This is a genomic window from Arthrobacter sp. EpRS71 (assembly GCF_001512285.1).
GTDB lineage: Bacteria > Actinomycetota > Actinomycetes > Actinomycetales > Micrococcaceae > Arthrobacter.
In genome coordinates this window covers 766,525-791,892 of sequence record NZ_LNUV01000006.1, presented here as the reverse complement: position 1 = coordinate 791,892, position 25,368 = coordinate 766,525, and the positions used below count along the sequence as shown (strand labels likewise).

22 protein-coding genes are annotated in these 25,368 nt (G+C 63.0%); 5 read left to right on the top strand and 17 right to left on the bottom strand.

The window, feature by feature from the left end:
- Positions 1–21 precede the first annotated feature (21 nt).
- Positions 22–801 (bottom strand): SDR family NAD(P)-dependent oxidoreductase, encoded by a 780-nt coding sequence (locus AR689_RS13860; RefSeq protein ID WP_062071055.1) that lies wholly within the window; start codon positions 799–801, stop codon positions 22–24.
- Positions 802–858: 57 nt separating this feature from the next.
- On the opposite strand from AR689_RS13860, the gene AR689_RS13855 reads away from it, so the two are divergent.
- Complete coding sequence (locus AR689_RS13855; protein ID WP_062071053.1) at positions 859–2,169, top strand: BNR-4 repeat-containing protein; 1,311 nt, start codon at positions 859–861, stop codon at positions 2,167–2,169.
- Here AR689_RS13855 and AR689_RS13850 read toward each other — a convergent pair.
- From AR689_RS13850 to AR689_RS13820, 7 genes are all read right to left on the bottom strand, one after another.
- Positions 2,166–2,924, bottom strand: a complete 759-nt coding sequence (locus AR689_RS13850; protein ID WP_062071051.1) for an NUDIX hydrolase — start codon at positions 2,922–2,924, stop codon at positions 2,166–2,168. The two genes, AR689_RS13855 and AR689_RS13850, sit on opposite strands and share 4 nt — an antisense overlap.
- On the bottom strand, positions 2,921–4,045 hold the full coding sequence (locus AR689_RS13845; RefSeq protein ID WP_062071049.1) for an AAA family ATPase: 1,125 nt from the start codon (positions 4,043–4,045) through the stop codon (positions 2,921–2,923). The genes AR689_RS13850 and AR689_RS13845 overlap by 4 nt, the downstream gene beginning before the upstream one ends.
- A 1-nt stretch (position 4,046) precedes the next feature.
- Positions 4,047–4,712, bottom strand: a complete 666-nt coding sequence (gene pnuC / locus AR689_RS13840; protein WP_062073793.1) for a nicotinamide riboside transporter PnuC — start codon at positions 4,710–4,712, stop codon at positions 4,047–4,049.
- Between the two features lie 136 nt (positions 4,713–4,848).
- Positions 4,849–6,690: an IucA/IucC family protein gene (locus tag AR689_RS13835; protein WP_062071047.1), complete on the bottom strand. Its 1,842-nt coding sequence runs from the start codon at positions 6,688–6,690 to the stop codon at positions 4,849–4,851.
- Complete coding sequence (locus AR689_RS13830; RefSeq protein ID WP_062071046.1) at positions 6,687–7,277, bottom strand: GNAT family N-acetyltransferase; 591 nt, start codon at positions 7,275–7,277, stop codon at positions 6,687–6,689. Before AR689_RS13830 ends, AR689_RS13835 begins: the two co-directional genes overlap by 4 nt.
- Positions 7,274–8,629: a lysine N(6)-hydroxylase/L-ornithine N(5)-oxygenase family protein gene (locus AR689_RS13825; RefSeq protein ID WP_062071044.1), complete on the bottom strand. Its 1,356-nt coding sequence runs from the start codon at positions 8,627–8,629 to the stop codon at positions 7,274–7,276. Before AR689_RS13825 ends, AR689_RS13830 begins: the two co-directional genes overlap by 4 nt.
- Positions 8,626–10,188 carry a pyridoxal phosphate-dependent decarboxylase family protein gene (locus AR689_RS13820; RefSeq protein WP_062071042.1) on the bottom strand — a complete coding sequence of 521 codons (1,563 nt, stop codon included), beginning with the start codon at positions 10,186–10,188 and terminating at the stop codon, positions 8,626–8,628. Before AR689_RS13820 ends, AR689_RS13825 begins: the two co-directional genes overlap by 4 nt.
- Before the next feature lie 288 nt (positions 10,189–10,476).
- On the opposite strand from AR689_RS13820, the gene AR689_RS13815 reads away from it, so the two are divergent.
- Positions 10,477–10,848 (top strand): hypothetical protein, encoded by a 372-nt coding sequence (locus AR689_RS13815; protein ID WP_062071040.1) that lies wholly within the window; start codon positions 10,477–10,479, stop codon positions 10,846–10,848.
- A 127-nt stretch (positions 10,849–10,975) separates the two neighbouring features.
- On the opposite strand, the gene AR689_RS13810 is transcribed toward AR689_RS13815, so the two are convergent.
- Together AR689_RS13810 and AR689_RS13805 are read right to left on the bottom strand one after the other, a co-directional pair.
- On the bottom strand, positions 10,976–13,882 hold the full coding sequence (locus AR689_RS13810) for a CLIPPER-2 domain-containing protein (protein WP_062071038.1): 2,907 nt from the start codon (positions 13,880–13,882) through the stop codon (positions 10,976–10,978).
- Between the two features lie 192 nt (positions 13,883–14,074).
- Entirely contained in the window at positions 14,075–15,664 is a 1,590-nt protein-coding gene (locus AR689_RS13805; RefSeq protein ID WP_231745648.1) for a sigma-70 family RNA polymerase sigma factor, read from the bottom strand.
- 169 nt (positions 15,665–15,833) lie between these two features.
- Between AR689_RS13805 and AR689_RS13800 the strand changes: the two genes are divergently transcribed.
- Entirely contained in the window at positions 15,834–16,412 is a 579-nt protein-coding gene (locus AR689_RS13800; RefSeq protein WP_082697970.1) for a hypothetical protein, read from the top strand.
- A gap of 4 nt (positions 16,413–16,416) precedes the next feature.
- Here AR689_RS13800 and AR689_RS13795 read toward each other — a convergent pair whose 3' ends face one another.
- The 4 genes from AR689_RS13795 to AR689_RS13780 all read right to left on the bottom strand — a co-directional run bounded on the left by AR689_RS13795 (position 16,417) and on the right by AR689_RS13780 (position 20,838).
- Positions 16,417–16,773 (bottom strand): GNAT family N-acetyltransferase, encoded by a 357-nt coding sequence (locus AR689_RS13795; RefSeq protein ID WP_062071032.1) that lies wholly within the window; start codon positions 16,771–16,773, stop codon positions 16,417–16,419.
- Positions 16,770–18,125 (bottom strand): acyltransferase family protein, encoded by a 1,356-nt coding sequence (locus AR689_RS13790; RefSeq protein WP_062071030.1) that lies wholly within the window; start codon positions 18,123–18,125, stop codon positions 16,770–16,772. The genes AR689_RS13795 and AR689_RS13790 overlap by 4 nt, the downstream gene beginning before the upstream one ends.
- Positions 18,126–18,214: 89 nt before the next feature.
- Positions 18,215–19,423, bottom strand: coding sequence for a M20 family metallopeptidase (locus AR689_RS13785; protein WP_197412882.1), 1,209 nt, complete (start codon positions 19,421–19,423; stop codon positions 18,215–18,217).
- On the bottom strand, positions 19,420–20,838 hold the full coding sequence (locus AR689_RS13780; protein WP_062071022.1) for an MFS transporter: 1,419 nt from the start codon (positions 20,836–20,838) through the stop codon (positions 19,420–19,422). The genes AR689_RS13785 and AR689_RS13780 overlap by 4 nt, the downstream gene beginning before the upstream one ends.
- Before the next feature lie 120 nt (positions 20,839–20,958).
- Between AR689_RS13780 and AR689_RS13775 the strand changes: the two genes are divergently transcribed.
- The gene (locus tag AR689_RS13775; protein WP_062071020.1) at positions 20,959–22,014 is read left to right on the top strand and encodes an Lrp/AsnC family transcriptional regulator; all 1,056 of its coding nucleotides are present in this window, start codon (positions 20,959–20,961) and stop codon (positions 22,012–22,014) included.
- Entirely contained in the window at positions 22,011–22,430 is a 420-nt protein-coding gene (locus AR689_RS13770) for a VOC family protein (protein WP_062071018.1), read from the top strand. Before AR689_RS13775 ends, AR689_RS13770 begins: the two co-directional genes overlap by 4 nt.
- Before the next feature lie 91 nt (positions 22,431–22,521).
- On the opposite strand, the gene AR689_RS13765 is transcribed toward AR689_RS13770, so the two are convergent.
- Genes AR689_RS13765 through AR689_RS13755 form a run of 3 tightly spaced genes read right to left on the bottom strand, consistent with a single transcriptional unit; the run spans position 22,522 to position 25,294 of the window.
- On the bottom strand, positions 22,522–22,914 hold the full coding sequence (locus tag AR689_RS13765; protein WP_062071016.1) for a DUF1304 domain-containing protein: 393 nt from the start codon (positions 22,912–22,914) through the stop codon (positions 22,522–22,524).
- 38 nt (positions 22,915–22,952) lie between these two features.
- Positions 22,953–23,828 (bottom strand): class II fructose-bisphosphate aldolase, encoded by an 876-nt coding sequence (locus tag AR689_RS13760; RefSeq protein WP_062071014.1) that lies wholly within the window; start codon positions 23,826–23,828, stop codon positions 22,953–22,955.
- The gene (locus tag AR689_RS13755) at positions 23,828–25,294 is read right to left on the bottom strand and encodes a GntP family transporter (RefSeq protein WP_062071012.1); all 1,467 of its coding nucleotides are present in this window, start codon (positions 25,292–25,294) and stop codon (positions 23,828–23,830) included. Before AR689_RS13755 ends, AR689_RS13760 begins: the two co-directional genes overlap by 1 nt.
- Positions 25,295–25,368 lie beyond the last annotated feature (74 nt).

Genomic DNA, 25,368 nt, shown 5'->3' with positions numbered 1-25,368 from the left:
AGCCCGGAACAGATTTCATGGCTACGGTTCACGCGGCCTGCGCGGTGGGCCGGAGGTGAGTTTGGCTGGGAGGATGCGGGCGAAGAAGCTGACTACCTTGTACCGACGGGTCGGGATGGAGACTGCTTTGCCTTTGGCGTTGTCCTCCAGCCCTTCCCGCACTACGCGATCGGCGGTCAGCCACAGGAAGCGGGGCGCAACGGATTTGTCCATGCCCATGCGATCGTGGAATTCGGTGTGCGTGAATCCGGGGCACACCGCGGTCACCTGCACTCCGGATGCGGCGTAGGCTGTGTTGGCCCACCGGCTGAAGGTCACCTGCCACGCTTTGGCCGCCGAGTAGCTGCCCCTGTTGGCGAACGCTGCCACGCTGGCTACGTTGATGATCCGGCCTTTGCCGCGGGCCAGCATGACGTCAAGGGCCGCGTGGCACAGCTCCATGGGGGTTTGGACGTGGAGCCGCAAGTGCCGGCGTTCCTCGTCCAGGTCATTCTGTTCGAACGATTTCAACAGTCCGATTCCGGCATTGTTGACCAGGACATCCACGGGCCGTGCCGCATCCCGCAAGCGGTCCGCAACGGCGGCGACCCCGACGTCGGTGGTCAAGTCCGCGGAAAGGACCTCCGCCGAGATGCTGAAGTCGCGTTCAAGCTCCTCGGCGGTTTGTTTCAAGCGTTGTTCATCACGGGCTACCAGCACCAGGTGGTGTCCGGCTTCGGCAAGGTGGCGGGCGAATTCCGCACCGAGACCGGCGGTGGCCCCGGTGACCAAGGCTGTGAGTTCGTTGGCTCGTGTGGTCATGCGCCTAGACTAGTACCACACAAGAATTGAAACGATGCAAAGTCGCAAAGGATCCCCATGGTCACCCGAGCCCCATCCCTTCACGATCCAGTTGTGGTCAACAACAACGGAGCCTGGTGCTGGTTTCAAGACGAGCGCGCACTGATCGACCCCGCAACCAACACTCTGCTGGTGGGCTCAGTGGCCGCCCCCGAAGGTCCAGGTGGCGCGGAACGCGGCGGCAACATCGAGGTCACAGCAGTGAACCTTGCTACCGGCCAGAGCCAAATCCACGTGCTCCATGAACGGCTGGAGGCCGATGACCACAATGCCCCGGCACTCCTGATCCGGCCCGACGGACACTATGTTGCGATGTACGCCAAGCACAAGACGGACAACTACTCCCGCTGGCGCGTCTCCACCCGGCCGCATGACGCCTCCGGGTGGGAGCCCGAGCAGCACTTCGACTGGACGGAGCTCGCCGACGGCCGCGGGGCCACGTACTCCAACCTTCACGCACTGAGTGCCGAAGGCCGGGTCTACAATTTTGTCCGCGCCATCAACGACGACCCCACCCTGATGATCTCCGAGGACCACGGCAGCACGTGGAGCTACGGTGGCAAACTCTTCACCCGCCCCAAAATCGGCTACGTCAACGGTTACACCCGCTACGCCGGCAACGGCAGGGACCGGATCCACCTCATCACCACGGACCACCACCCACGCGACTACAACAACAGCATTTACCACGGCTACCTACAGGACGACGCCCTCCACGACGCAGAGGGCAACGTGGTCAGCAAGCCGGTCATCGGCTCCCCGGGCATCAACCAAACGGCCCTGACCACCATCTTCGAGGCAGGAACAACGCTCGACGGCGACGTCCTCACCCACGGTTGGACTACTGACCTCCGCCAACAGGGCAGCGGGCTGGCTGCGATCCTCAGCTGCCGGGCCAATGACGTGAACGGTCCGCTGCAGCGGGAGCAGAGGCTCGACGTCGATGATCACCGCCTGCTGTACGCGCGCTGTGACGGCACCCAATGGAAGCTGCACCCGCTCGCCGTCGCCGGCCCTGGCCTGCTGCCGCACGAGCAGGACTACACCGGCCTGGGAGCCGTGGACCCGAACAACCTGGATTGCGTCTACCTTTCCACACCGGTAGATCCGCGAACAGGGGCAACCACTCCGCATTACGAGATCTACAGGGGCGTCACTGCCGATTCCGGTGCCAGCTGGACGTGGGAAGCCATCACCGAGGGGTCGGCCGTGGACAACCTCCGGCCCATGGTGATTCCCGGCGACTCTTCCGTTCACGCAGTGTGCTGGTTCCGGGGATCAATGAGCGCGTCGCAGAGCTACTCCACAGAGATAGTGCTGCTCCTCTAACGCCCGGGGCTGGTGGTCGGCTTGGCCAGGGGCGGGTGAATGTGCCGGTCAGGGGCAGTGAACAGCGCCGCCGGGGCGCCACCGGTAGCCGCCCTCGATTTCCGGCCCGTGTCGGTCAGGTGGGGCATCATCTTCCGGGTGAAGTTTCCGGCAGGCAGGGTGGTGTCCCACACGGCGTCGTAGACGGCGCGAAGCTGCGTCAGCGTGAACTCGTTCGGCAGCAGGCGGGCGGCAACGGTGCTGTATTCCATCTTGCCGGCCAATCGCCCCAGGCCGTCCTGCAGGATCTGATGGTGGTCGAAGGCCAGATCGCTGCTGCGTAGAAGGTGGTGGACGGGGTGCCACGCGGCAGCTGCCGCATCCGATCCCGCGGCAATCCCAGGCAGGACCCTCCCGTCAGTTGCCAGCAAGGCCAGGTGGGCAACGGAGACCACCCGCATCCGGGGGTCCCTCTTCGGGCCGGTGTACGTGGCCAACTGCTCCACGTGCACCGGAAGGCTCCCCAGGTCCAGGCCCGTCTCTTCCGCGAGCTCCCGCACCGCCGCTTGTTCGGCGGACTCCTCAGGCCCCACGAAACCACCGGGCAGGGCCAGCGCATCCTTGAACGGATGCCCTCCCCGGCGCACCAACGCGACGTTCAACGCACCATTGGTGACCGCAAAGACCACCAGGTCCACCGTGAGTGCCACGGCAGGGTAATCCCCGGGGTCGTAGCTGTCGAGGAACTCCCTCGCGGACTGTGAATCCGCCGTCATGCCGATGCGCCTTCCAGAACGGATGGGGCCAGAACAGTCCGGCTTGCCCACGGCGGTGAAGTGAATCCGCTCCGTTGGGCAAGAATGAGATCAATCGTCTCGACGGCAGTCTTTACCCGCCGATCATGGTCACCAGTGACCAAAATCCAGGAATGCCCCTCCTCGGTCAGGGTTTCCTTGAACCACTCGGTCATTTCTGCCCGCCGGTGCTCGCCTTCACGCCACCCGTCGTCTTCAAAGGCCACGCCCTCATGATCGGTGATCAAGTACAGATCCCTGCGCGGCAGGACGTCAGCCGCATGGAAAGAGCCAAAGCTTCCTTCGCCGAGGTAGTACCGCTCCCACAGCGTGGTGGCCAGGGCATCGGTGTCTGCGATCACCAAGGGGCAGGAATCCGCTGCCGCGTTTTCCATCGCATTCTGCCGTGCGCCGATCACGCTGAAGTCTTCGGCGGTCCACACCATGTCCTCTATACCGGCGTCGGGCGTCTCCGAGCGGAGGCGGTGGAACTTCTCGTACGTGAACTGACGGCCATATTCGGGGACGTCGGCAATCCGGGGGAATCTCGGCCGGTAATGTTCGGCCAGCGCGTTGGTCAAGGTGGTGGTGCCTGTTGATTCGGCGCCGACCACAATGATCCGGGTTGCCAGGTCCTGGCGGGCGGGAGCGATGACCAACGGCCACGAGGCACCGAGGTCCTCACGGCACATGGTGCCGCTGATCGGGTATGCCCGCCGGGACGGGTCCACCAGCACGTGCTCTGCCCCGAAGGCCTCGGCGAGCCGGGCACCGTATTCTTCGGAGCTGAACACAGCATCGATGGACGTCACACCATGGCTTTTCAGTGCCAGGCGCATCAGCTCGTTCTGCGCCTTCCAGATGTCGTCCGAATGGTAATCCTCGGGGCAGTCGTTGCGCATTCCGATGATGTCCACTCCGTCGACGTCGTCGAATTCAGCGGCCAGCCACGTGACCCGCTCCTCCACAGTGATGGACTCAAATCGACTGCCGAGGACCAGGACGGCGACTCTCCCGGACTGCGCCGCGGCGGTGTTCACCAAGTGGGCGTGGCCTGCGTGCGGCGGGTAGAACTTGCCAATGACCATGGCTTGCTTGTACACGTCAGGCTCCTGTCGTGATGGTCTCGGGGACGGCCGGCGCTGCAGCGATTCGTGTGCGCTTCCAGTCGATGAGCCCGTAGATGCAGAGGGCCAGGAATCCGAGGTAAAGGATGGCGGTCAACGCCAGTCCGCGGCTGAAGTAGAGCGGGATGGAAACCACGTCGATGAAAATCCACACGTACCAGTGCTGGAAGATCTTCTTGGCCTGCCCGTAGGTGGCCACCAGGGATGCGGTCAGCACGAAGGCGTCCGGCCAAGGAACTTGGGAATCGGTTCCGTGGGTGAGGACCATCGCCACGGCTGCAGTGCCGGCTGCCGTGGCCCCGAGGCCGAGGATCAGCTCATTGCGGCTCGCATCGCGGATGGGGAGGTCGTTCCGGCTCTCCGTGCCGGCGGTACCGCGGATCCAGTTGTACCAACCATAGGCGGCGACGGCGGCGAAAATGACTTGCAGGACGGTTTCGCCATAAAGGCCGGCTCCCAGGAACAAGATCATGAACGCGATGTTGTTCAGGATTCCGATGGGCCAGTTCCACAGCTTCTGCTTCGCGACTCCGTAGACGCAGGCGGCGCCGGTGACGAAACCAATGATTTCGATCCAGCTCACCGGAGCGCCGAAGAGGTTGGGGATTGCCGCGGAGTTCATCCAGTCGAGCAGTGCCATCATCGTCATCCTTCAGTTCATTATTATCAACCTGACAATAAATACCCTAGCAGGGTTATCGTCACTTTGACAATAACTAAGAATGCAGCAGGGACCGCAGGAGGCTCTCGGCCTCCTGCGGCCCCTGAGGAGACGCTGCCTAGGCGAACCTGGCCAACGGGTTGGCCAGGCGGCCGGCCATTTGTAGCCCGCCGGAGGGATCCGAGATATCCAACATCTGCTGATTGTTCCGGAGCTGGAGGCGGTTGAGGCAGGACAACTCAAAGTCCGGCGCGAACAGATCGTGCATGGCGAACTGGTCCGCGAGCTCCGGATGGCGCTGCTGGTATTCGCGCAGTACGGAAGCAGCGGTTCCCCAGAACTCATCTTCGCGCAAGGTCCCATCCTCCACAAGGATGGCGCCGAGGAAGCGGAAGATGCAGTCGAACACGTCCGTGAAGATGGCCAGGACCATTTCCTCAGCGGGGATCTCGGCCTTGACCCGGGAGACTTCCTCCGGCAGTTCCAGCCGGTCCCCCATGACCACGATTTCCTCAGCGATGTCCTTTATGATCGCGCGGACAGGCACGCCGTCTTCGAGGATCAGGATCACGTTTTCGCCGTGCGGCATGAAAGCGAGCTCGTACTCGTAAAGGCAATGCACCAGCGGTACGAGGTACGCCTCGAAGTAGCGTCGCAGCCACTCGGTGGGTGCCAGGCCGGAGCGCGCAATCAGGGCGGAAACCACGGATTTCCCGGTGCCATCAACGTGCAGCAACGACGCCATGGTGGCCAACTGCTGCCCGTCCTTGAGCAACGGCAGTGGGCTTTCCCTCCACAGGGCCGAGAGCATCTTGCGGTAGGGGGAACCCTTGGCCGAAGCAGCCTCGTAATAGTGGTTGTGATAGCCGATGGCCGCGGTTTCACGGATCATGGCCAGGCCCCGGTTCTGGAGCTCCTGGTCATTGCCGATCAGTTCCTGCAACCAGTCGTTGATGGCAGGCGTGGCCTTCATGTACTGCGGAGACAAGCCACGCATGAATCCCATGTTCAGCACGGACATGGCCGTCTTCACGTACGCCTTCTCCGGGTGGTCCGTGTTGAAGAACGTCCGGATGGACTGCTGCGCCTGATAGGAATCTTCGCCCGTACCAAGGCTCACGATGTGGCGCTGGGCGATTTCTGCCGCAAACGTCACTGTTAGCTTGTTGTCCCACTGCCACGGGTGGACGGGCATGAGGAGATAGTCCTCGGGATCCAGCCCGGATGCGGACAGTTCCGCGTTGAACCACGCAAGAGTGGCCGGCCCCAGTTCAGCCTCGAAGTGCGTCCGGTAATCCAGCCCGGCACTCGATGTGAAGACAGCCTTGCTGCGGTGCACCGCGATCCACTGCAGCTTCACGGTGGCACCGGTCTCCGGAGCGAACGCGTGATAGTCAGCAATCCCGAATCCAAGCCGGCCATTGTTGGCCACGAAACAAGGGTGGCCCTCGGTCATGCTGTGCTCAATGGCCTGGAAGTCGGCGGCCCGGTCAGTCCCACCCGTGATGCCCGCTGCCAATTCAGCCGAGCTGAACGGCTTGCCCTGCTTGTACGCATGGCTCGCCAGCGTGCTGCTGATCTCCTCAAGGTATACCGGCAGCATTTCCATCCGGATGGCCAGTGCCTCGTGGAATTCGGCAATGAAATCCATGGCATCAAGCGGCAGTTCCCCGCCGTCGCGGAGGCGCACGATGGAATCCGCGGCAACGGACCAGTGATCGAGCTGCAGGACCCGGGCACGAAAACGGTACTCAGTAGCATCGTCATCGCTCACCACCTTGTAAAGCCCGACGCCAGCGCCCTCTTCCCGGACGAGCTCCGGGACCAGGATGCGCTCGTGAGAGAACTCGGCGATCGCCTTCCGGACCAGGTGGCGGTTGGCAGCGGCCCAGCGCTCCGGGGTCAGGTGCTGCACGGTATTCCCAGCGGTGGTGGTGGCGTGGTGGACAAGGGTGGTCACAGGGAATCTCCTCTGGTGGCCGCGGCAGGCGCGGCCAGAATCGGGGTCAGAGTGGCGAGGAAATCCTCGCGGGTGCAGAAACTCAGGAGAGCTTCCTTGTGGTCTTCGGCAGGATCGACGGCTGGAAGCGTCACCACTCCGTGCGGCCGGAAACCCACTTTCTGGTTCAGGACATGGATCTTGTGGTTACGGGCGTCAGGTTCCACCACCACCCGCCGGGTTGCGGGGTCGGCGAACAGCTCGGCCATCACGGACTGCATGACGGCGGTGGTGAACCCTGATTTCGGGTCACCGGAGGGTGGGGACACCAGAAGGTGCATCCCCACATCGCCGGACTGGACTTCGTAGACGTCCGCCAAGGGTGAGGATTCCGGCCGGTACCGCTCCATCAGGAAGGCGGGAACGCCGTCGTCGAGCCCCAACAACGCTTGGTGATGGCCCGATTCGGCGATCTTTGTGTACTCCTCCACAACGTCCTGCTCAGTGGCCGAGACCATTCCCCAGAACCGCGCATACTCCTGGCTGACCCAGCTGTGGAGGACAGGTGCGTCCGCCACGGGGTGGACGGGCCGGAACGTGAAGCTCATACGGTTGCTCCTGCGGGTTCCGGGACTGCAGCGGACTCTGTTGTCATTGCCGGAGCGGGTGCGCCGAACTGCTGGAACGCGATGCTGCGCTCGATCGGGTAGACCTCCCGGCCCGTTATTTCCCGCAGGATGCAGGAGTTGCGGTAGGCGGCCATGCCCAGGTCCGGGGTGACGAAACCGTGCGTGTGCAGCTCGGCGTTCTGGACGAAGATTTCGCCGGGTTCCACTCCGGTCCCATAGTTGCGCTCGACGTCGAAACGGCCCTTGGCGTCGCGGCGGATGCGATCGTGAATGCCTGCCAGGAAGGCGGGCTCCTTGTAGGTATAGCCGGTGGCGAGGACCACGGCTTCAGACTCCAGGGCGTAGTGGCGCCCATGTTCTTCGTGGTGAAGCTGGAGCGTGTGGGTACCCGAGGCGGCATCCCACTCTGCGGCGGTGAGCGAGGAGTGCGTGTGCAGTTGGGTGTCCACCATGCCGGAGAGGCTCTTGGTGTACAGGAGATCGTAGATGTCGTCGATCAGGTCCGAGTTGATGCCCTTGTACAGGTTCTTCTGGCTCTTGATCAACGAATCGCGCTGCTCCCCCGGGAGCGAATGGAAGTAGTCCACGTACTCCGGCGAAGTCATCTCGAGGGTGAGCTTGGTGTACTCGAGCGGGAAGAAACGGCCCGAGCGCGTGACCCAGTTGAGCTGGTAGCCGTACACATCGATTTCCTGAAGCAATTCGTAGTACAGCTCCGCCGCGCTCTGGCCGCTGCCCACGATGGTGATGCTGCGCTTGGACTGCAGCTCACTCTTTCTGGGCAGGTAATCGGCGTTGTGGAGGACAAGTCCTCCGGCGTTCACAATTCCTGCACAAGAGTCTGGAACATACGGCGAGGTGCCGGTGCCCAGGACCAGCTTGCGGGCGCGAAGCACCTCAGCCCCCTCCGGACCTTGCACCGAAAGCCGGTACACGCCGTCGTCATACGTCACATCAAGCACATCCGTGCTAAAAAGAACGGATTCAAGCTGGCCGGCCACCCACTGGCAGTACTGGTTGTACTCGGCGCGCAACGGGTAGAAGTTCTCGCGGATATAGAAACGGTAGAGGCGGCCCGTCTGCTTCAGGAAGTTCAGGAAAGAGAACGGCGACGTCGGATCGGCGAGCGTCACGAGGTCCGCCATGAACGGAACCTGCAGGTGCGCCGGCTCCAGCATCATGCCAGGATGCCAGTCGAAGGATTCGCGCCGATCCAGGAACACGCAGTCGAGGTTCTCCACGGGCTCGCTCAAGGCGGCCAGGCCCAGGTTGAAAGGCCCGACGCCGATGCCTGCGACGTCGTAGATCTTGCCGTTGTCCTGGGTGCTCATGCTGCAGCCTCCGTAGTGTTCGCCAGCAGCTCGCTGCCCGTCCGGCGGATAAGGTCGATGATTTCCTGGATGTCCCTCAAGCTCGCCTCGGCGTTGAGGAGGGTGAATTTGAGGTAGTGGCGGCCAGCCACCTTGGTGCCGGCAACCACGGCCTCGCCGGAAGCGAAGATCGCTGCGCGGATGGCGGGATTGAGGGCGTCGGCAGCGTCGTCGTCGAGGGCTGCACCGTCCACCATCGGGCGGTAGCGGAACACCAAAGTGCTCAACTGCGGTGCGGCGGCGAGCTCGAACTCGGCGTCCTCAGCCAGCAAGATCCCCACCCGGGCAGCGAGGTCGATCGCTTCGTCAAAGAGTGCACCGATTGCGTCGGCCCCCATGATCCGCAAGGTCAGCCATAATTTCAGGGCATCAAAGCGGCGGGTGGTCTGGATGCTCTTGTCCACCTGATTGGGAATCTCGGCCTTCGCGGCGCTTTCCGGATTCAGATAGTCCGCATAGTAGGTGACATGGCCCATCATGGAGCCGTTACGGACCAAGACTGCGCTGGAGCTGACCGGCTGAAAGAAGGTCTTGTGGAAGTCCAGGGTGACGGAATCCGCCAGATGGATGCCGTTCAGGAGATGGCGGTGGCGGCCGGACACAATGAGTCCCCCACCGTAGGCGCCGTCAACGTGGAGCCAGGAATCGTAGGCGCGAACCAACGCGGCCATTTCCGAGAGCGGGTCAACCGAACCGAAGTCCGTGGTCCCGGCGGTGGCCACAACCGCCATGGGCACCAGCCCGGCGTCGTGCGCCTCCGCCAAAGCAGCCGCGAGAGCGGTGGGGTCCATGCGGTGGTCTTCGGTGGTGGGCACTGCGATGACGGCGTCGAAGCCCAGGCCCAGCATGGATGCCGACTTCTGAATACTGAAGTGGCTGTCCACGGACGTGAAAATCCGGAGCCGGTCCAGCAGGTGCGGCAGGCGGGCGTCCCCATTCGTCGCCCGCAGCTTGGCCACCGCGTGATTGCGGGCAATCAGCAGCGCCTGGAAGTTGGACTGGCTGCCGCCGGAGGTGAACACGCCGTCAGCGTCCGCGTCAAAACCGATGCGCTCCGCCGTCCAATCGATGAGGCGGCGCTCGATCATGGTTGCACCCGCGCTCTGATCCCAGGTGTCCATGGACGAGTTCACGGCCGAAAGCACGGCTTCACCTACCAGCGCGGGGATGACCACCGGGCAGTTCAGGTGTGCGGCGTAGCGGGAATCGTGGAAGTAGATGGCGTCCTTGAGGTAGAGCTCGTCCAGCTCTTCCAGGGCAGCGGCCGTGTCCGGCAGCGGACGCTCAAGGTCCACGGCACCAACCTTGGCTTTCAGTTCAGCATGCCCGACGCCGGTAAACGGCTGCGAGGTCCGCTGGACCTTGGTGGAGACCGCATTGACCCCCTGAAGGACCTGAGCGACGTAACTGGGTGAATTTCGTGCGTTGAACAGCTGGTTTGTGGCAGCGAGGGCCAGTTCCACTTTGGAGCCAAAATCCTGCTCCTGAGCGATCCGCTCTTCGACACTAGGTGACGTCACGTCAGCTTCCTTCCATTGCGTTGGGGGCGCTTGTTAGCAAAGGCAAGCCTTACTTAGGTAAGCCTTTCCGTCAAACTTTTGTGACCTATTTCGCTTGGAACGCGGTTTCTCGTGGTTCTACCGCCAGATACTGCGTCATTGACTTCCCTTCCAGCTGTTTTGAGTGCAAAATATGGCACCCTTTTCGGCCAAGGAATTGTTCATAGAGGCCATGGGCGGCCACTGCGGCTCGTCGCGGGCAGAGAGTAGAGTGCAAGGACTACAAGGCAGCCAGCGGTTGGGGGACCCATGAAAGACCACGTGCACGAGCGCATCGGTTTCCGCGAAATCGACGAACACGGCAACGCAGTACCTGCGGTCAGCCCTCATGTGCCCCAGCAGCCGGACCCAACGCGCAGGCGTAGTGCGGTCAACCCGTTCATCGTCGTCCTGTGGGTGCTGGATGCGGCACTCACGATTTTCGGATTGTGGGCATTCAGCGAAGCGACGGCTGGGATGGCAGGACCGACTCAGATCAACACCTCGCCCCAGCTGAGCTTTATGTTGATGTCCTACACCCCGTACGTACTTCTGGGCAGCCTGCTGCTGACGGCTGCCCTGCTGTTCTGGCACGCAGTGCAGTGGCAAAAGAAGCGGCCCTCGCCAACAAGCGCGGCCTAACGGCACCCAACTGGGTCGCAGTTCAGGTCGTTCTGAGCGTTCAAAACGACCTGAACTGCGACCCAGTTGGGTTGGAAAAGCGCGCGGCTACCGGAGTTGGGGGCTTGGGTGCCGGGCACTTTGCGCCCTACGCCCCGGAACGCTTGCGACGCCCGCCAAGGAACAGGAACAGCCCCACTCCGGCAAGCAGAAGGCTGATGGGTAGCACCGTGAGGACTACCCCCGTGCTGGCCAGGAAGCCGGCAGACTGAGCAGGGACATCCGAAGCCCGCGGGGAATCGGCACTTCCCGAGGGTGAGGTTGACTGCTCCGAGCCCTCCCCCGCGCCGGACGTACCCGATCCGGGGCCTGTTCCCGCCGCCGGGGGCGCCGGGGGCGCAGCCCCGTCCGCGGGAACCTGAGGAAAGGTCACAACAACCCGTGCGGGTGCAGTGGTGACCGGAAGCCCCAGGGAAGGTGTGCCTGTTGCCGCTGCGGAATAGTTGACCTTTCCGGCATGGGCATCAGCCTGTGAGACCGCATAAATTGCCGTAGCGGTGGCAGTTTCACCGGGCAACAGGGTCCCCTCGGCGCCGGGCCATGAGTACTCCGGAACCGCCGGGCCCGGCATCTGATGGTCCACCCCCACAGCCGTCAGGGGCACACTCCCGGCGTTGTGCAGCGTGAACCGATAGACAATCACTTCACCCGCCTGCGTAGGGTCACCCAGTGCGGAAGCGTCCCCGGTAATCTCGAACTCCAAGGCCGGGTTCGCCTTTAGCGGAGTAACCGTTCTACTCGGAGGAGGTGTAACGGCCGGCCCCTTGGGAGGAGTACCCGTGGCCGTAGCGATGGTGGCCGCCTGGCCTGCCTCGATGTCCGCTTGGGTGATCGCGTACCTTGCGGTGGCCGTCACCGTTTGGCCCGGGGACACTACGCCTGGAGCCCCTGGCCACGTGTAAGCCAAGGAGGAAGGACCCACCAACGGAGCTTCCACCTCTACGTCCTTGAGCGTGACATTGCCGCTGTTGGTCGAGGTGAAGGTGAAGGTGATGATGTCGCCAATCTTCCACAACACCTCAGCGTCGGGCGCCGGCGCGGACCCGGAGAATTGCATGGCCGGCGCCATGACCAAGGGAGTATCCACCTCACCGGAGGGAGGGGTGACCGGCGCACCCGTGGGAGGGTTCCCGGTAATCGAGGCACTGTTGGCCACATGGCCGGCGTCGATATCCGCCTGGGTTACTTCGTACCATGCGGTCGCCACCAACGTTTGGCCGGGAAGAAGTTGGCCCGGAGTACCAGGCCAGGCGTAGGCCACCGCAGAAAGTCCAGCCTTCGGATCGTCAATGACGACGTCGGTCAACGGCACATTACCGGTGTTCTTCGACGTGAACGAATAGCTGATCCGGTCCCCCACTACCGACGGGGACCGGACTCCGGAGGCGTCGGCCGAGACAGCGAACTCCATGGTCGACGATGCGTTTGCCGTGTTGGTCACCACACAGGTGATATCGGCACCGGCAACGGGAACAATGCCCTGCGAACCGGTGAAGGCAGCGGCGTGGGGCAAATCCGGCTGAAGGCCTTGGGAATCGGTGCACGTGATAGTTGCGTCATAGCCGGACAGGTTGGTTCCCGATTGGGTGAGGTAGTACGTTGCGTCTGCTGCGGCAATGTACTCCCCTGTGGTGCCGGAACCTGCATCAACCGTGGCGCCGGAACCCGTAGTGGTGGAGTTAGCACTGCTACCCACCACAGGCCCATCAGCCGAACCCGCCCGGATTTCGGTGGTGAACTGATCCGAATCCACCAGCCGCGTCGCATTCAGGGCCGTGCGCAGTTGGAGGCGCGGGGCACGCACGGTCAGGGCGGCGTCCGCTGGCGGGGCCAGGTTGGTGGCCAGAGTGGCGGGACCGTTGGTGTAGGTACCGTCCACAGAAGCGGTGACGTCCACGGTGATGGTGCAGGACGTCATACCCGGCGCCAAGTCACCGCCGGTCACGGACATGGAGGTGCTTCCGGCCACCGCGGTCCTGACCAAAGGGTTTGTCCCCGGCGATTGCCCACACGTTCCACCAATGTTGGGTGTCCCTGCCACAACCATGCCGGCAGGGAGGGTGTCAGTGATGAACCAATCATTCTTCGCTGCCAACTCATTGGTGTTGGTGACCGTCAGCGTCATACGGGACGTTTGCCCGGGACTCACAAGGGAAGGACTAAAGGCTGTGTCCAGCTGCGGCGTAACGTCCACAATCTGCGGGAGGTCAAAAGCCACATCATTCCCGGCACCGGTGGTGGTCTCATTCCGCAGTTCCAGGCCGAGGGTGGGGTTGGAAGTGCCAGGCGGGACTTGATACGGAGCGGATTGCAGCTTGGTGACGTGAACGCTGGCCTGGTTGCTAGTGCCACAGGGATCGAGCCCGGCACTGAGGACTTGCCGCGTCCCATTGACGAGGAGGCTGAAGGTTTGGCTTGCGTGTGCTGCATGGCAATTCACTTGGGCGAAGTGCGCAGACACAGCGTAGTAATGGCCGGCTATGGCTGGAGTGGCATTCGATTCGGTCCGGAACTGGACTCCGGCCTCGATGCTTCCGGCGGCACTGTTGGTGTACTCGGACAACACCTGATTTCCGGCAGCTTGAGCCGGGGTCTGCCCCTGCGCCACGCCGAGCGCAACCGACATCTGCTGGACCTGATCCCAACCGCCGGGCTGGTTCCTCAAGCAACCGGAATCGGACGCAGGCAAGGGAGTGGAGGAGTTCAGGATCCACCCATCGCATTCTCCGCCAGCCGGAGTGTAGGGCGTATCAGCTGTATATGTTTCATTGGCTGCTGCGGGACCGCCCTGGTAGCTCAGGATGCTGATGGCCCCGGCAGAAGCGTCCTGATGTGAGAAGTCCTCCACATAGACAGTGGTGCCTGCCTGGGGTACTTCAGGTGTTCCCGGCGCCGTGGCCTGGGCAGCCTGCTCCTGGGCTCCAGCCAGTCCCAGCGACATCACCGCCGTAGCGATTATGGCCGCAAGAAGCTTGCGTGGACGTACGTCCTTCATGGGTCATCCTCAGTGCGCTCATCCAGATGTCTTGTCGTTGAACGTTCCATCAGTCCAACGAGGGCACCGAAAACACAGGGGACCCGAAGTCTATGTGTGGGCAACGGGCGAATCGTGACGCGAAAATCCTAAGAATTTTTTGTCGTCCATCATCTGCCTGCGCCCGCGAGACCCGCGGTGGGTACGAAATGCCTAGTGATACGCGTTGGCGAACGACGTGTTGGCAATTCCTTGGCCACCAAACTGGTAAGTGAACATCCCGCCGCTGGCGTTACGCGGCACAGCGACGCCAAGCCTGAAGGCAAGGTCACGGGCGGCCATGGAAGAAGTGACGCAACGGACCTGCCGGAGCCCGGCGTCAGCGCTGGCACAAGTCCAACCAGAAGGGGCAGCAGTTCTCTCCGCCACAAAAGTTGCCTGGTCCGGAAGGGTAAAGACCGCTTCGCCCGTTGAGGGTGACCCCTCGCCGTCCAACGAGAACTCCACAAGAAGCTCCCTTTCCCCCGCACCGGGACCGGCCGTTGAGGCGAACGTCGCATCAACGGCTTGAGGCACAGGTGGCGTTGAACTGGAGTCCGCGGGAGTCGTCGACGATACCTTGCCCGAACCCGTCACCACGGCACTGCGCTTTCCTTGCTCCGGCGGAATCCCGACGGCGGTGGGTTGCGGCGCACTGGTCACAGGAGCTTCCGTGGTGGGCGCCTGGGCAATAGTCGGTGCCTGGGTAGCCTCGAGACCAGGCGCTGTGGACGGCTGGGGCGCTGCAGCAGGGCCCGACGTTGAGTGGACTGGAGGAGTCGTCTCGCCGGCGTCTCCAGACGCAAGGGACTCGGTGGAGCCACTGGGCTGAAGCAACCATGCAAGGACTCCCACCAGCGCCAGCACTCCCACGACGATCGCCGCTGTCATCTTCCACACCTGGCCGGCACTTCGGGCCAGGACGGTACCTGTGTGGTGGGCAACGTCCGCCCCTCCCGCGGCCGGCACCACCGCTGCGGTTGTGGCTGATGATCCCAGCGCGGCCAACGCGGCCGGGGTGAAGGAAATACCCGTAACCAAGGGGAACAGGATGGCTCTCATGCCGCCTTGAACGTCATTGAGTTCCATCAGGAGGGCCGTGCACTTGGCACAGCCATCCAGGTGCGCCCTGACGCTGTCCGCGGAGGTGCGTTTCAAGGCGCTCCGGGCGTACTTCCCCAACTGGCTGGCGTACTCTTCGCAGCCGTCACCCACCGTCTGGCTGATGTGCTGCTGCAGGTAAGCCTGACGCAGTCCTTCCCTCGCCCTGAGGGCCAACGACGAGACACCATTGGGAGTGAGTCCCACGAGTGGAGCCGCCGCGGCCGGCTTCAGGCCTTCGATGTCCAAGTGCCAGAGGACAGCCTGCCAGCGTTCGGGCAAGGACTTGAACGCCTTGGCCATGATGCTCGCCTCGAGATCGTTGAGCACGGGATCGCTGTCCAGCACAGCGGAATCGAGGACTGCGTCGTCGGCAGCAGTCGGCATCCGGCGGGCCTTGCGGTTCCGGTCGTGAGCCGTACGGCGCACCACGGTCAGGAGATAGGAACGGAAGAACTCCTTGGGGCCCTTGCCTTCGGTCAGCAGCTGGAAGACGGTGGCGAATGCCTCAGCTACGACGTCGTCGGCGTCACTGGGGTTGTCCGTCTGGGCGCGAGCCACATATTGGGCGATCTTCAAGTGCCGCTCGTAGAGCACATCGAAGGCTTCCGTGACCCCCTGACGCACCATGGAAATGATGTGGGGATCGCTTTCAGCGGCCATTGCCAAGGTTGTGGAGTTCCCACCACCCTTTACCGAAAATACTTGATCCATAAACAGTAGTGTGACATCAGATGCCGCGTGACTTGAATCGCGGTCTTCATAGCTGTAGTGAACTCATCTTTTTTAGTTTTTCGCGTCACGATTCCTCGGTTGGCCGCACTAGTGAGGCATGACATTCCCCACCCCCGGGACGAGCCGAGGAAACCCCGGCGTCCGGCGCCCTCTCCTGAAGTTGAAGCGAGCACTCCGCACCAAGGGCACCCGCGAACAGAGCGTCGTGCTTCGGGGGTTGCCGCACTGCCGCTCAGCCCCACTGATCCGCAAGCGAAACGCGGGACATGTCGCCTTGGTTTACGGAGCGGACAGGCCCTGGGCCATTCCGGGCGATACCGTCGTTTTCACGGCGTGGATCACCAACGACTCGGGCAGTTACCTCCGGGACGTCGCCCTGATACCGCGCTCCTTCACCAACGAAGGTATGGAGGCCCTCCAGTACACAGCCCAACCGGCGCAGGGGGACCTCCACATCAGCCTCTTGGCACCTGGCCAATCAGTGATGCGGAGCTTCTCCTACCTGGTCACGGACTCCGATCATCTCCACGGGGGGAGCCTGGTCAGCGCCATGCGGGTCCGCGCCATGTGCCGGGGTCAGCTCATTGCCGATGAGCACGACGCCTTGGTCTCGCTCAGCGGAATGCTCGGGGACTGGCCGTTCGAGGCCGACCCCGGCCAGCGGGGAAACAGCTGACGCCCTACTCGTTGTTCGGTTGGCCCACCGGCTTTTCAACCGGCCAATCCACGTCCTGTTCGTAGCCCTCGTGCTTCTTCAAGTACGCGGCGATGTAAGGGCAATGAGGGATGATCCGTTTTCCGGACGCCACCACATCATCCAACGCAAAATGCGCCAGGACTTTTGCCAGGCCCTGGCCGTTGAACCCGGGCTTCGTTTCAGTGTGAATGAAATCAATATGACCGGGCCTGTCCATGAACTGCGAAATCACGGCCAACTCTCCGTCCACATGCAGTTCGTAGCGGTGAAATTTGTCATTGCGCACCGTGGTGACGCCAGGGCGGAACGACTCTGCCAGTGAATCCGTGTACTCGGTCATGCTTCGAGATTGGCACGTAAATCCGGCGCTGGCAACGCCCACCACCGCCCCGCGCGTACTTCCGCGCCGTACCCCGGCTGCGGCGGCAGCACCGGCGTCGGCACCCTGCCCAACAGAAGGACTGCGAGCGCGAAGCATGCCGCTCCCCCGCCCAACAGCGCCAGCGTCAAACCGTTGAAAGCAGCATCAGCCACCGGGACCAAAACCACGACGACGGCGGTCACCACAGCGGCACGCGAGGGACCCCGGGCGTGGCTGGCCGCCGTCGGACGGTTCTCCAAGCGCCCAAAAAGCCACACCACGGGGACCAGCAGGGCTACCACCGCGAAGAAGACGGGGATCCGCGCCCACCACCACTCCGCAGTCCCGGCCGGCGGCTGGGGGACATCGCTGAGCAACAGCAAACCGGACATGCCCACCAGAAGCGGAAGGTGCCACAAGTAGACGGTCATGGAACGCCGTCCCGCAACAGCAATGACTGCCTGGACCCAACGGAAACCAGCAATTCCCCGAATGCCGTTTCGCAGCAACTGGAGCGTCGCGGCCTGGGAGATGCCCAGAAGCAACAGGCAGAGATTGGGCGGGTTCAGGTTCACCACCATGTTCCCCGGGTACACGGCCACGCCGGTCACCAAGCCCAGGAGTAGGTTGCTGGACACGATGGCCCCCACCAGCCAGGTGCGGGTCCTGCGTTCGAAGAAGCCGTCAGCCATGAAAAATCCCAGTTGCTGGACGGCGCACCACACAAAAATCATGTTCGCGAACGCCAGGACGGGGAGGGCTCCGCGCAAGGAATCGACCGTCACCATCAGGGCCACCAGGGCGGCGAACGTTAGAAATGGCGCACGCTCGTGAAAACGGGCCATGAGGGGAATGCTGAGTTGGGCTGTGAGGTAGGCGGCCAGGAACCAGAGCGGCATCGCAGCTCCCGCGGTCATCATCTGGATGACCTGCGGGTGGACGCCCAGCAGAAGCGCAACCCACAGCCCTCCCCACATGACCGCCAGCAAAGCCATGGCCGGACGCACCAGGCGCAGGAGCCGCACCTGGGCGAAGTCGAATCCAGTACCGTCAAGCGCTTTGAGGCGACGCCATGACTGCAGACCTGTCACACCGCCCAGGACGAAGAACAACGGCACGATCATGAGGCCCCAGGCCACAGGGGTAAACCAACCCTGCTCCATCAGCACGTTCACTGTAGTGACCGTCCCGTCCTTATGCAGGACCGGGCTGACCATCATGCAGTGCGCCGCCACCACCAGGAGCAGGCAGGTGAAACGGACAAGGTCGATCACCGGGTCCCGTTGCACCGCCGTCGCCAGGCTGGCGGAAGGATTCGCGTCCATCTCCATGGCTCTCCAATGAAGTCAGCACGCACGTGCGTGCTGCCTTCATTGTCCGCCCGGGCGAGGGGCCGGGCCAGCAGGCGGGCCGTGCGGTTCTAGGTGCGTGGCCTTTGTAGCAAGCGTTCCCGCTGTGCCGGGTCCACAGCAGCAGCGCATGCCGCTGCTGCCAGTCCAAAGGATCCGTCCACCACTGCTTTGTCAGCTCCTGCCGATGCGCCGAAGGCCGCGAACTCCGCCGTGTGGTGTGCGGCGCCGCGGACGTCGTAACCCACCATCGGGTGGATGCTCGGCACCAGTTGCGACACGTTTCCCATGTCCGTCGAGGCCACAGGATCTGCGTTGAAGGCAACGTCCCTCCCCCTGGCTTTCATTGCTTCCTGGTAAGCCGTGGACAGATACCGATCCTGGCGTAGTTCGGCATAATCATTGCCTGAGGGCGTCACGTGGAGCGTGCAACCGCTCGCGTGGGCACCGGCCTCCAAGCAGCGCCGGACTTTGCCCTGGATGACGCGCAGTTGATCAATGCCCGGTGCCCGCATTTCCACACTTGCCCGGCTGCGCTCAGGAATCACGTTGACCGCACTGCCGCCTTCGGTGACGATCAGCGACACGACGGAGCCTGCCGGCAGTTGCTGCCGGGCCAGGGCAATCGCCAACTGCGCCACCACCAACGCATCCAGCGCGTTGACTCCCTCAGATGGCGCAGCCGCCGCGTGGGCCGGACGCCCTTCGAACAGCACATCCCACATGGACATGGCCAGGGACGATCCACCCACCACATCCGCTGCGCCGGCGTGGACCATCATGGCCAGCGAGACGTCGTCGAAGAAGCCCGCATCAATCAGGTCCACTTTGCCGCCGGTGGTCTCTTCCGCCGGCGTGCCGAGAACTTTGACGGTGATGTCCAGCTCATGGGCCACCGCCGCCAGTGCCAATGCTGCCCCCACCGCGCTTGCTGCGTTGACGTTGTGTCCACAGGCATGGCCGATTGCGGGCAGGGCGTCGTACTCCACGCACAGTGCCACCACGAGCTCGCCGGATCCGAAGCGTGCACTGAATGCCGTGGGCTCTTCAGGCTGCGCTTCGTCGAACGTGAAGCCCGCCTTTCGCAGCACACTCCGAACGCGTTTGACGGCCCTGAACTCCTGGCCACCGAGTTCCGGATCGGCATGGATTGCGTGGCTCAGATCGAGGATTTCGGGCGTCCAACGCTCCACGTGGCCCTCCAGCGCGGCATGAACTTCCTCTAGGGAGGGCAGTACGACGGCGGCGCCACGGCTCGCGCTGTTGAGTTCAGCCATCATGCCGTCACCTCGGCGGCCTGACGCTTCGGGTAACGCGCACTTGCAGCGGCGGCTATCAGCGCAGCGACGGCCAGCGCTCCCCAGATGGTGAACAATCCGGCTTCGCTGATGTGTCCGGAATCAACGGACGCGGAAGAGATCAGCTTCACCACAGCGGCGCCCACCGCGATGCCCACGGACAACGCCAGTTCGTTCAACCCGGCCGCTGTGGACGTTTCCTCCACAGGAACACCTTCCACGGACAGCGCTCGAGTGCCTGCTTGGTACATTCCCAAGCTGAGGTTGAACATCGCGAAGCCAACGCAATACCCGGCAAAGGAGCTGTGGCCCAGCAACATCACTACAAAGCCGCACGCCAACAGGACGCCCGCGAAGACCAGGGTGGCGCGTTCACCGAACTGGCGGAGCGCCCTCGCCGTCAGGAGTGAGGAAGCCAGCGACAGGACTGAAGCCGAGGCAAGGACCACAGCGATCATGAGCGGGCTGAGGCCGAAGCCGTAGCCGGTCTTGTCCGGGTTGGAGTGCAGGAAAATGCCGTTGGTTCCGAAGTAGCTGATGGAAGCAAAGCCGAAGAAGAACGTGGCCAGCGAAATAGCGCGGATCCGGGGATTGGCCAGCATTCGCAGATCCATGAACCGGCGGCCCTGGATGGCACTAAAGTCACGTTTGGCCCAATAAGCCAAAAGGGCTAAGCCCAGCACGCCGGCGGTGAGTGTGCGGGCATCCAGCCAGCCCCATTCCGGCGCCATGGAGAGCGCCACCACAAAACCAATCAATCCCAAAGAGCAAGCCAGCAACGGCGCAAGGGCCATGCCCTCACGGGTCGGGACCCCGGCGTCGGGCAGTAAGAAGGAACAAACAAAGGCGGCCACGGCGAAGGGAACCGCCACCCAGAAGCCGAGCGTCGGATCGGTGACCCCAACGATTCCGGCCAGCAGTCCGCCGGCACCCACCATGATCATGAGCATGCCGATCATGACGCTGACGCCAGTGCGTGTGTGTGCAGGGCTAGTGACGCGCAGGATTCCCATCATCAGCGGGATGAACCCCACCACGCAGGTCAGCATGACGACGCCCAGCGTCACCGTCCACAACGACGGCCACAGCGCCATTTGCAGCACGCCAACAGTCACCACGGCCGTGGACCAGCGCAACACCAGGCGGTAGCCGTAGCTGTCCCCAAGCCTGGAAATGATGGGCGTGAGAACGGCGAAACTGACGTTGGAGATGAGGAAAATGCCGTTGATGGTGGGATCGTCAATCTCGAAGACCGGTCCCAGCGCGGGCAGGATGGGACTCAGGTATCCCTGTGTCACTCCGCTGAGCGATTCGATGAGAGCCATTGCCAGGATCATTCCTGCAATGCTCCGGCGGGTCATGGCTGACGTGGTGGGAGGGGCTGCGGTGCTTGCCATGTGCTTCCTTGGGGGTCTTGAGCCTTGGTTGACGACATTCTCGTGATGCGAGTCACAACGCTACGACCGTCGTCTACACTGGCCGTGGAATTGTTCAAAACCCACTAAAAGCAGGAAAAATTGAACGAATCAGCCATAATCTCTGAGCTTGACCTCGAAATCGTCAACGCACTCCAGATCAACCCGCGGGCGGAATGGAGTCGGATTGCGGATGCTCTTGGACTCTCAGGGCCCACCGTGGCGCGACGATGGCAGGCTTTGGCCGAGGGGAAGCTGGCATGGATCACGCCATCTCCCGGTCAGCGGTACCTCAGCGCGGGTTGGTCTGCCTTCATCCAACTTTCCTCGCTCCCGGGCGAAAGTGAGGAGCTCATTCGCCGGCTTTGTGCGGAGCCTGCCTTCGGCACAGTGTCCTTGGTGACCGGCTCCCATGACGTCTTCATGGATTGCTTTGCCTCCAGCCATGAGGAACTCATGGACATCATCACTGATTCTTTTCCGAAGCTTCCCGGCGTCACGCACCGCGAGGTGGTTTTCGTTACCAAGCTGTACCGCCAGGCCTCGGAATGGCGCAGCGGCACACTGGAACCCGGACGTGCGCGGCAGGTCTCAACGCCATCAAAGGAAGCCCCCGCCGGCTATGCACCGGATCGATTGGATGCCTCGCTGCTGGAGGAGCTCGCCAAGGATGGCCGGGCCAGTTGGGCGGAACTCGGCGCCGCCTGCAACGTCTCACCCCAGACCGCCCGACGGCGGGTGGAGCGCTTCCTCGCTTCCGGCTACATCACGCTGAGGTGCGACGCCTCAACGGCAGCAAACAGGGGCCTGCGGGAGGTCACCCTCATGCTCAACATCCCGGCGCACTCCGTTGATGACATAGGCAGCTACTTTGCCGCGCAACCCAACTGTCGCCTCAGCGCCCAAGTACTGGGTACACAGAACCTGGTGGTCACATTGTGGGTACGGGATTACTTGGAAGCGCAAGCGTTTGAGCGGGAGCTGGCCGAGCGGGCACCCGGCAGTACGGTGATTTCACGGCAGGCAGTGGTGAGGACCTACAAGCGGCTGGGCCATCTCCTTGACGAGTCAGGACGCAGCGTGTCAGTAGTGCCCCTGCCGTTGTGGAGGGAAGGGTCTGGACGGCTCGTGGAAACACCGGCAGGATCAGATGCATGACTACGTCGATTTTCGTGAACCTGCCCGTCGCCGACCTCGAAGCATCCAAAGCCTTCTACACCGCCCTTGGCTACACCATCAACCCGAATTTCACCGATGAGACTGCCGCTTGCGTCGTCTTCAGCGACACCATCTACACGATGCTCCTGACCCACGACAAATTCAGTCAGTTCACCAAGCAGCCCATCGCTGACACCAAGAACTCGACGGCGGCAATTCTGGCCCTTTCTGCCGACAGCCGCGAAGACGTGGACGCGTTGGCCGCCAAGGCATTGGAAGCCGGCGGATCCGAAACCTACGAGGCCCAGGACATGGGATTCATGTACAGCCGCGCGTTCAGTGATCTGGATGGCCACCACTGGGAGGTCCTTTGGATGGATCCCGCTGCGGCACAGGATGGTCCGCCTGAGCACTAAGCCAACCTGTTCCGTCGCCGGCCCGCGATTCCGTTGCTGGCCAGCGACGGAACTGCGGGCCGGGGAAGGATTTACGGACACCCACGGAGTGTCAGACCAAGGTCAGTGCCAACACACCCAGAAGAACGGCGAGCAGCGGCGTGGTGCCTTGGAGCGTTGCGGCGCGGAGGTACTTTTTGCCGCTGGCTGCAAGCACCAGGGCGGCCAGGAGCATGGAGCCACAGCTGCTGAAGACGAGGGTCCACCCCACTTGGGTTGCTCCCATGGCTACCGCGATGATGCCGATCAAGGCGCCAATGGCCAGGAACAGGTTATAGAAACCCTGGTTGTAGGCGAGAGGCTTGGTGGTTTCCGCGTCCGCCTGCGAAGTGATGCTGAACGTTTTCCACGTCTTGGGCTTGGTCCAGGTAATGGACTCCATGGTGAAGATGTAGACGTGGAGCAGGGCGGCAATCGTCGCAAAAATCAGGGAGGCCAGGATCATGTTTTGATCCTAGCCTCCCTATGTTCTTGAGCTGCTCGTCAGGCGCTGAGCAACTCCAGCGTGGCGCCTGCGAAGCTCGCAGCCGAGCCGTTCCACTGGGCCAGCAAGCCTTGGAGGTTCTCGCCATCGGCGCGGTGCGCTGCGGTTTCGGCCTCCAGCGTGGAGAGGATGCCGGTGCGCAGCTCCGTGTTGAAGTTCACCTTGCCCACGTTCATGGATGGTGCTTTCGCGAGCTGGTCCGCGGGAATGCCCGATGCACCATGCAGCACCAACGGCACGCCGGTCTTCGCGGCAACATCCTGAAGCACGTCCCAGCGGATGTTTGGCTCGCCCTTGTACTTGCCGTGCACGTTGCCCACGGCCACGGCCAGCAGTTGCGCACCTGTTCGCTCCACGAAGTCGGCCACCTGCGCAGGGTCCGTGAGCCCCGCAACGGATGCGCCGGCGTCGTGCGCTGAATCATCGGTACCGAAGGCTTTGTCCTCATCGCCCGCAAGGCCGCCCAGTTCTGCCTCAATCACGACGCCGGAAGCACCGTGCGCGTTCAGCGCGGCACGGACTTCGCGGACCAAGGCGATGTTGTCCTCGTAGGGCAAGGACGAACCGTCGGCCAGGACGGCGTCCGCGCCAGCGGCCACGGAATCACGGATGACCTGCAAATCCGAGGCGTGGTCCAATTGGACCGAAACCGGGACGCTGGCGTCGTCAGCGAGGCCACGCAGGGCTGCAATGAGGCGCAGGCCGTTGGGTGTGGAGGCGGTCTTCGGAGCCACCAGCAGGATCACGCCGAGCCGGGCTTCTTCCGCCGCCGACACTACAGCCAGCGCGGTGGTGAAGTCGTAGCAGGTGAAGGCCGGAACGGCAGAGCCGGATGCCAGGGCTGAGGTGACCAGCTGATCGAGTGTGGTGCGCATCAGTGGGCCAGGCCTCCCACCAGGATCCAGGCGACGTATGTCAGGGCGAAGCCGGCCAGGCCCAGGATGGTGGTGAGAACGGTCCAGGTCTTGAGGCCGTCGGAAACCGTGAGGCCGTAGTAGCGGATCACGGTCCAGAACCCTGCGTCAGTGACGTGGGACAGGCCCAGCGAGCCGAAACCGATGGCGATGACGATCACGGCGATCTGGGCCGGCGAGTAGCCGCCTTCCATCACAGCGGACGTGAGCAGGCCGGTGGTGGTCACGATTGCCACCGTGGCCGAACCCTGCGCGGCGCGCAGTGCCAGGGAGATGACGAAGCCGAGCACAATCACCGGAAGGCCAAGGCTGTCCAGCGTGTGGGACAGTGCGGCGCCGATGCCCGAGGTGCGGAGGACTTCACCGAAGACGCCGCCTGCAGCAACCACCATGAGGATGGACGCGATGGGAGGCAGCGCGCCTTCGAAGATTTCGCCGGTTTCCTTGAGGGACCAGTTGCGGCGTACAGCCAGCAAGAAGAAGGAGAGGGCCACAGCGACCAGGAGTGCGAAGAACGGGTTGCCGATGAACGCGGCCACGCCGTACCAGTAGTTGTCCTTGGGGATAGTCAGTGTGCCGACGGTGCCGAGGAGAATCTGGGCGATCGGAGCGGCGATCAGGAACATGATCAGGCCGGGACGGGGAGGAGCGATTGCGCGGGCGCCGGGACCATCGTGGCCCACGTGGACCAGGGAATCGGAACCGAACTCTTCCACCTGCTGCTTCACACCGGGAAGGAGCTCGTACTCCTTGCGGTTCATGATGCTGGCAACCCAGTAGGACAGGAAGCCCAGAGGGATGCAGATGATCAGCGAGATCATGGTGATGAGTCCGATGTCCGCGCCAAAGACGCCGGCGCCGGCCACGATGCCCGGGTGCGGCGGGACCGCCACGTGGATGGACAGCATGATGCCGGCCATGGGAAGGCCGAACTTGATGGGGTGAACGTTCGCGATCTTGGCGAAGGCGTAGACGATGGGGACCAGCACGATCACGCCAACCTCGAAGAACACGGGGATGGCCACCAGGAAGCCCACGGCCGTCAAAGCGACAGCAACGCGCTTGGCTCCGAGCTTCTCCGTGAAGTGGGTTGCCAGCGACTGCACTCCACCGGATACCTCGATCATGCGGCCAAGGATGGCTCCGAGCGCGATCAGCAACGCCACCTTGCCCATGGTGCTGCCAACGCCCGTGGTCACCACGGTGAAGATGTCCTTGAGCGGGATCTGGGCTGCGACGCCCACCAGGATGCTGACGGCCAGCAGGGCAACGAAAGCCTGGATTTTGAAGCGGATGATCAGCACCAGCAACAGGGCGATACCGGCCGCAGCGATGGTCAGCAGAAGCGGTGTTCCCAGCTCTACTGCGGGCTTGATGGCGGGGGCGTCGGCCGCCTGAACCATCAACGAGTTAACGAGGGGATTCATTGGGGGTGTCTCCTTTGACATACCAGTCTAGGGAAGACCGGCGGAGGTGGCGACGACGGCGAAGGGGGGACCGC

Coding starts and splice junctions, on each gene's coding strand:
- AR689_RS13795 (WP_062071032.1), bottom strand. CDS start 16,773: ATGACCGAGTACACGGATTCACTGGCAGAGTCGTTCCGCCCTGGCGTC.
- AR689_RS13780 (WP_062071022.1), bottom strand. CDS start 20,838: ATGGCAAGCACCGCAGCCCCTCCCACCACGTCAGCCATGACCCGCCGG.
- AR689_RS13815 (WP_062071040.1), top strand. CDS start 10,477: ATGAAAGACCACGTGCACGAGCGCATCGGTTTCCGCGAAATCGACGAA.
- pnuC (WP_062073793.1), bottom strand. CDS start 4,712: ATGATGGCACTGCTCGACTGGATGAACTCCGCGGCAATCCCCAACCTC.
- AR689_RS13790 (WP_062071030.1), bottom strand. CDS start 18,125: ATGGAGATGGACGCGAATCCTTCCGCCAGCCTGGCGACGGCGGTGCAA.
- AR689_RS13765 (WP_062071016.1), bottom strand. CDS start 22,914: ATGATCCTGGCCTCCCTGATTTTTGCGACGATTGCCGCCCTGCTCCAC.
- AR689_RS13850 (WP_062071051.1), bottom strand. CDS start 2,924: ATGACGGCGGATTCACAGTCCGCGAGGGAGTTCCTCGACAGCTACGAC.
- AR689_RS13830 (WP_062071046.1), bottom strand. CDS start 7,277: ATGAGCTTCACGTTCCGGCCCGTCCACCCCGTGGCGGACGCACCTGTC.
- AR689_RS13770 (WP_062071018.1), top strand. CDS start 22,011: ATGACTACGTCGATTTTCGTGAACCTGCCCGTCGCCGACCTCGAAGCA.
- AR689_RS13855 (WP_062071053.1), top strand. CDS start 859: ATGGTCACCCGAGCCCCATCCCTTCACGATCCAGTTGTGGTCAACAAC.
- AR689_RS13755 (WP_062071012.1), bottom strand. CDS start 25,294: ATGAATCCCCTCGTTAACTCGTTGATGGTTCAGGCGGCCGACGCCCCC.
- AR689_RS13825 (WP_062071044.1), bottom strand. CDS start 8,629: ATGAGCACCCAGGACAACGGCAAGATCTACGACGTCGCAGGCATCGGC.
- AR689_RS13785 (WP_197412882.1), bottom strand. CDS start 19,423: ATGATGGCTGAACTCAACAGCGCGAGCCGTGGCGCCGCCGTCGTACTG.
- AR689_RS13810 (WP_062071038.1), bottom strand. CDS start 13,882: ATGAAGGACGTACGTCCACGCAAGCTTCTTGCGGCCATAATCGCTACG.
- AR689_RS13860 (WP_062071055.1), bottom strand. CDS start 801: ATGACCACACGAGCCAACGAACTCACAGCCTTGGTCACCGGGGCCACC.
- AR689_RS13800 (WP_082697970.1), top strand. CDS start 15,834: ATGACATTCCCCACCCCCGGGACGAGCCGAGGAAACCCCGGCGTCCGG.
- AR689_RS13760 (WP_062071014.1), bottom strand. CDS start 23,828: ATGCGCACCACACTCGATCAGCTGGTCACCTCAGCCCTGGCATCCGGC.
- AR689_RS13805 (WP_231745648.1), bottom strand. CDS start 15,664: ATGGCCGCTGAAAGCGATCCCCACATCATTTCCATGGTGCGTCAGGGG.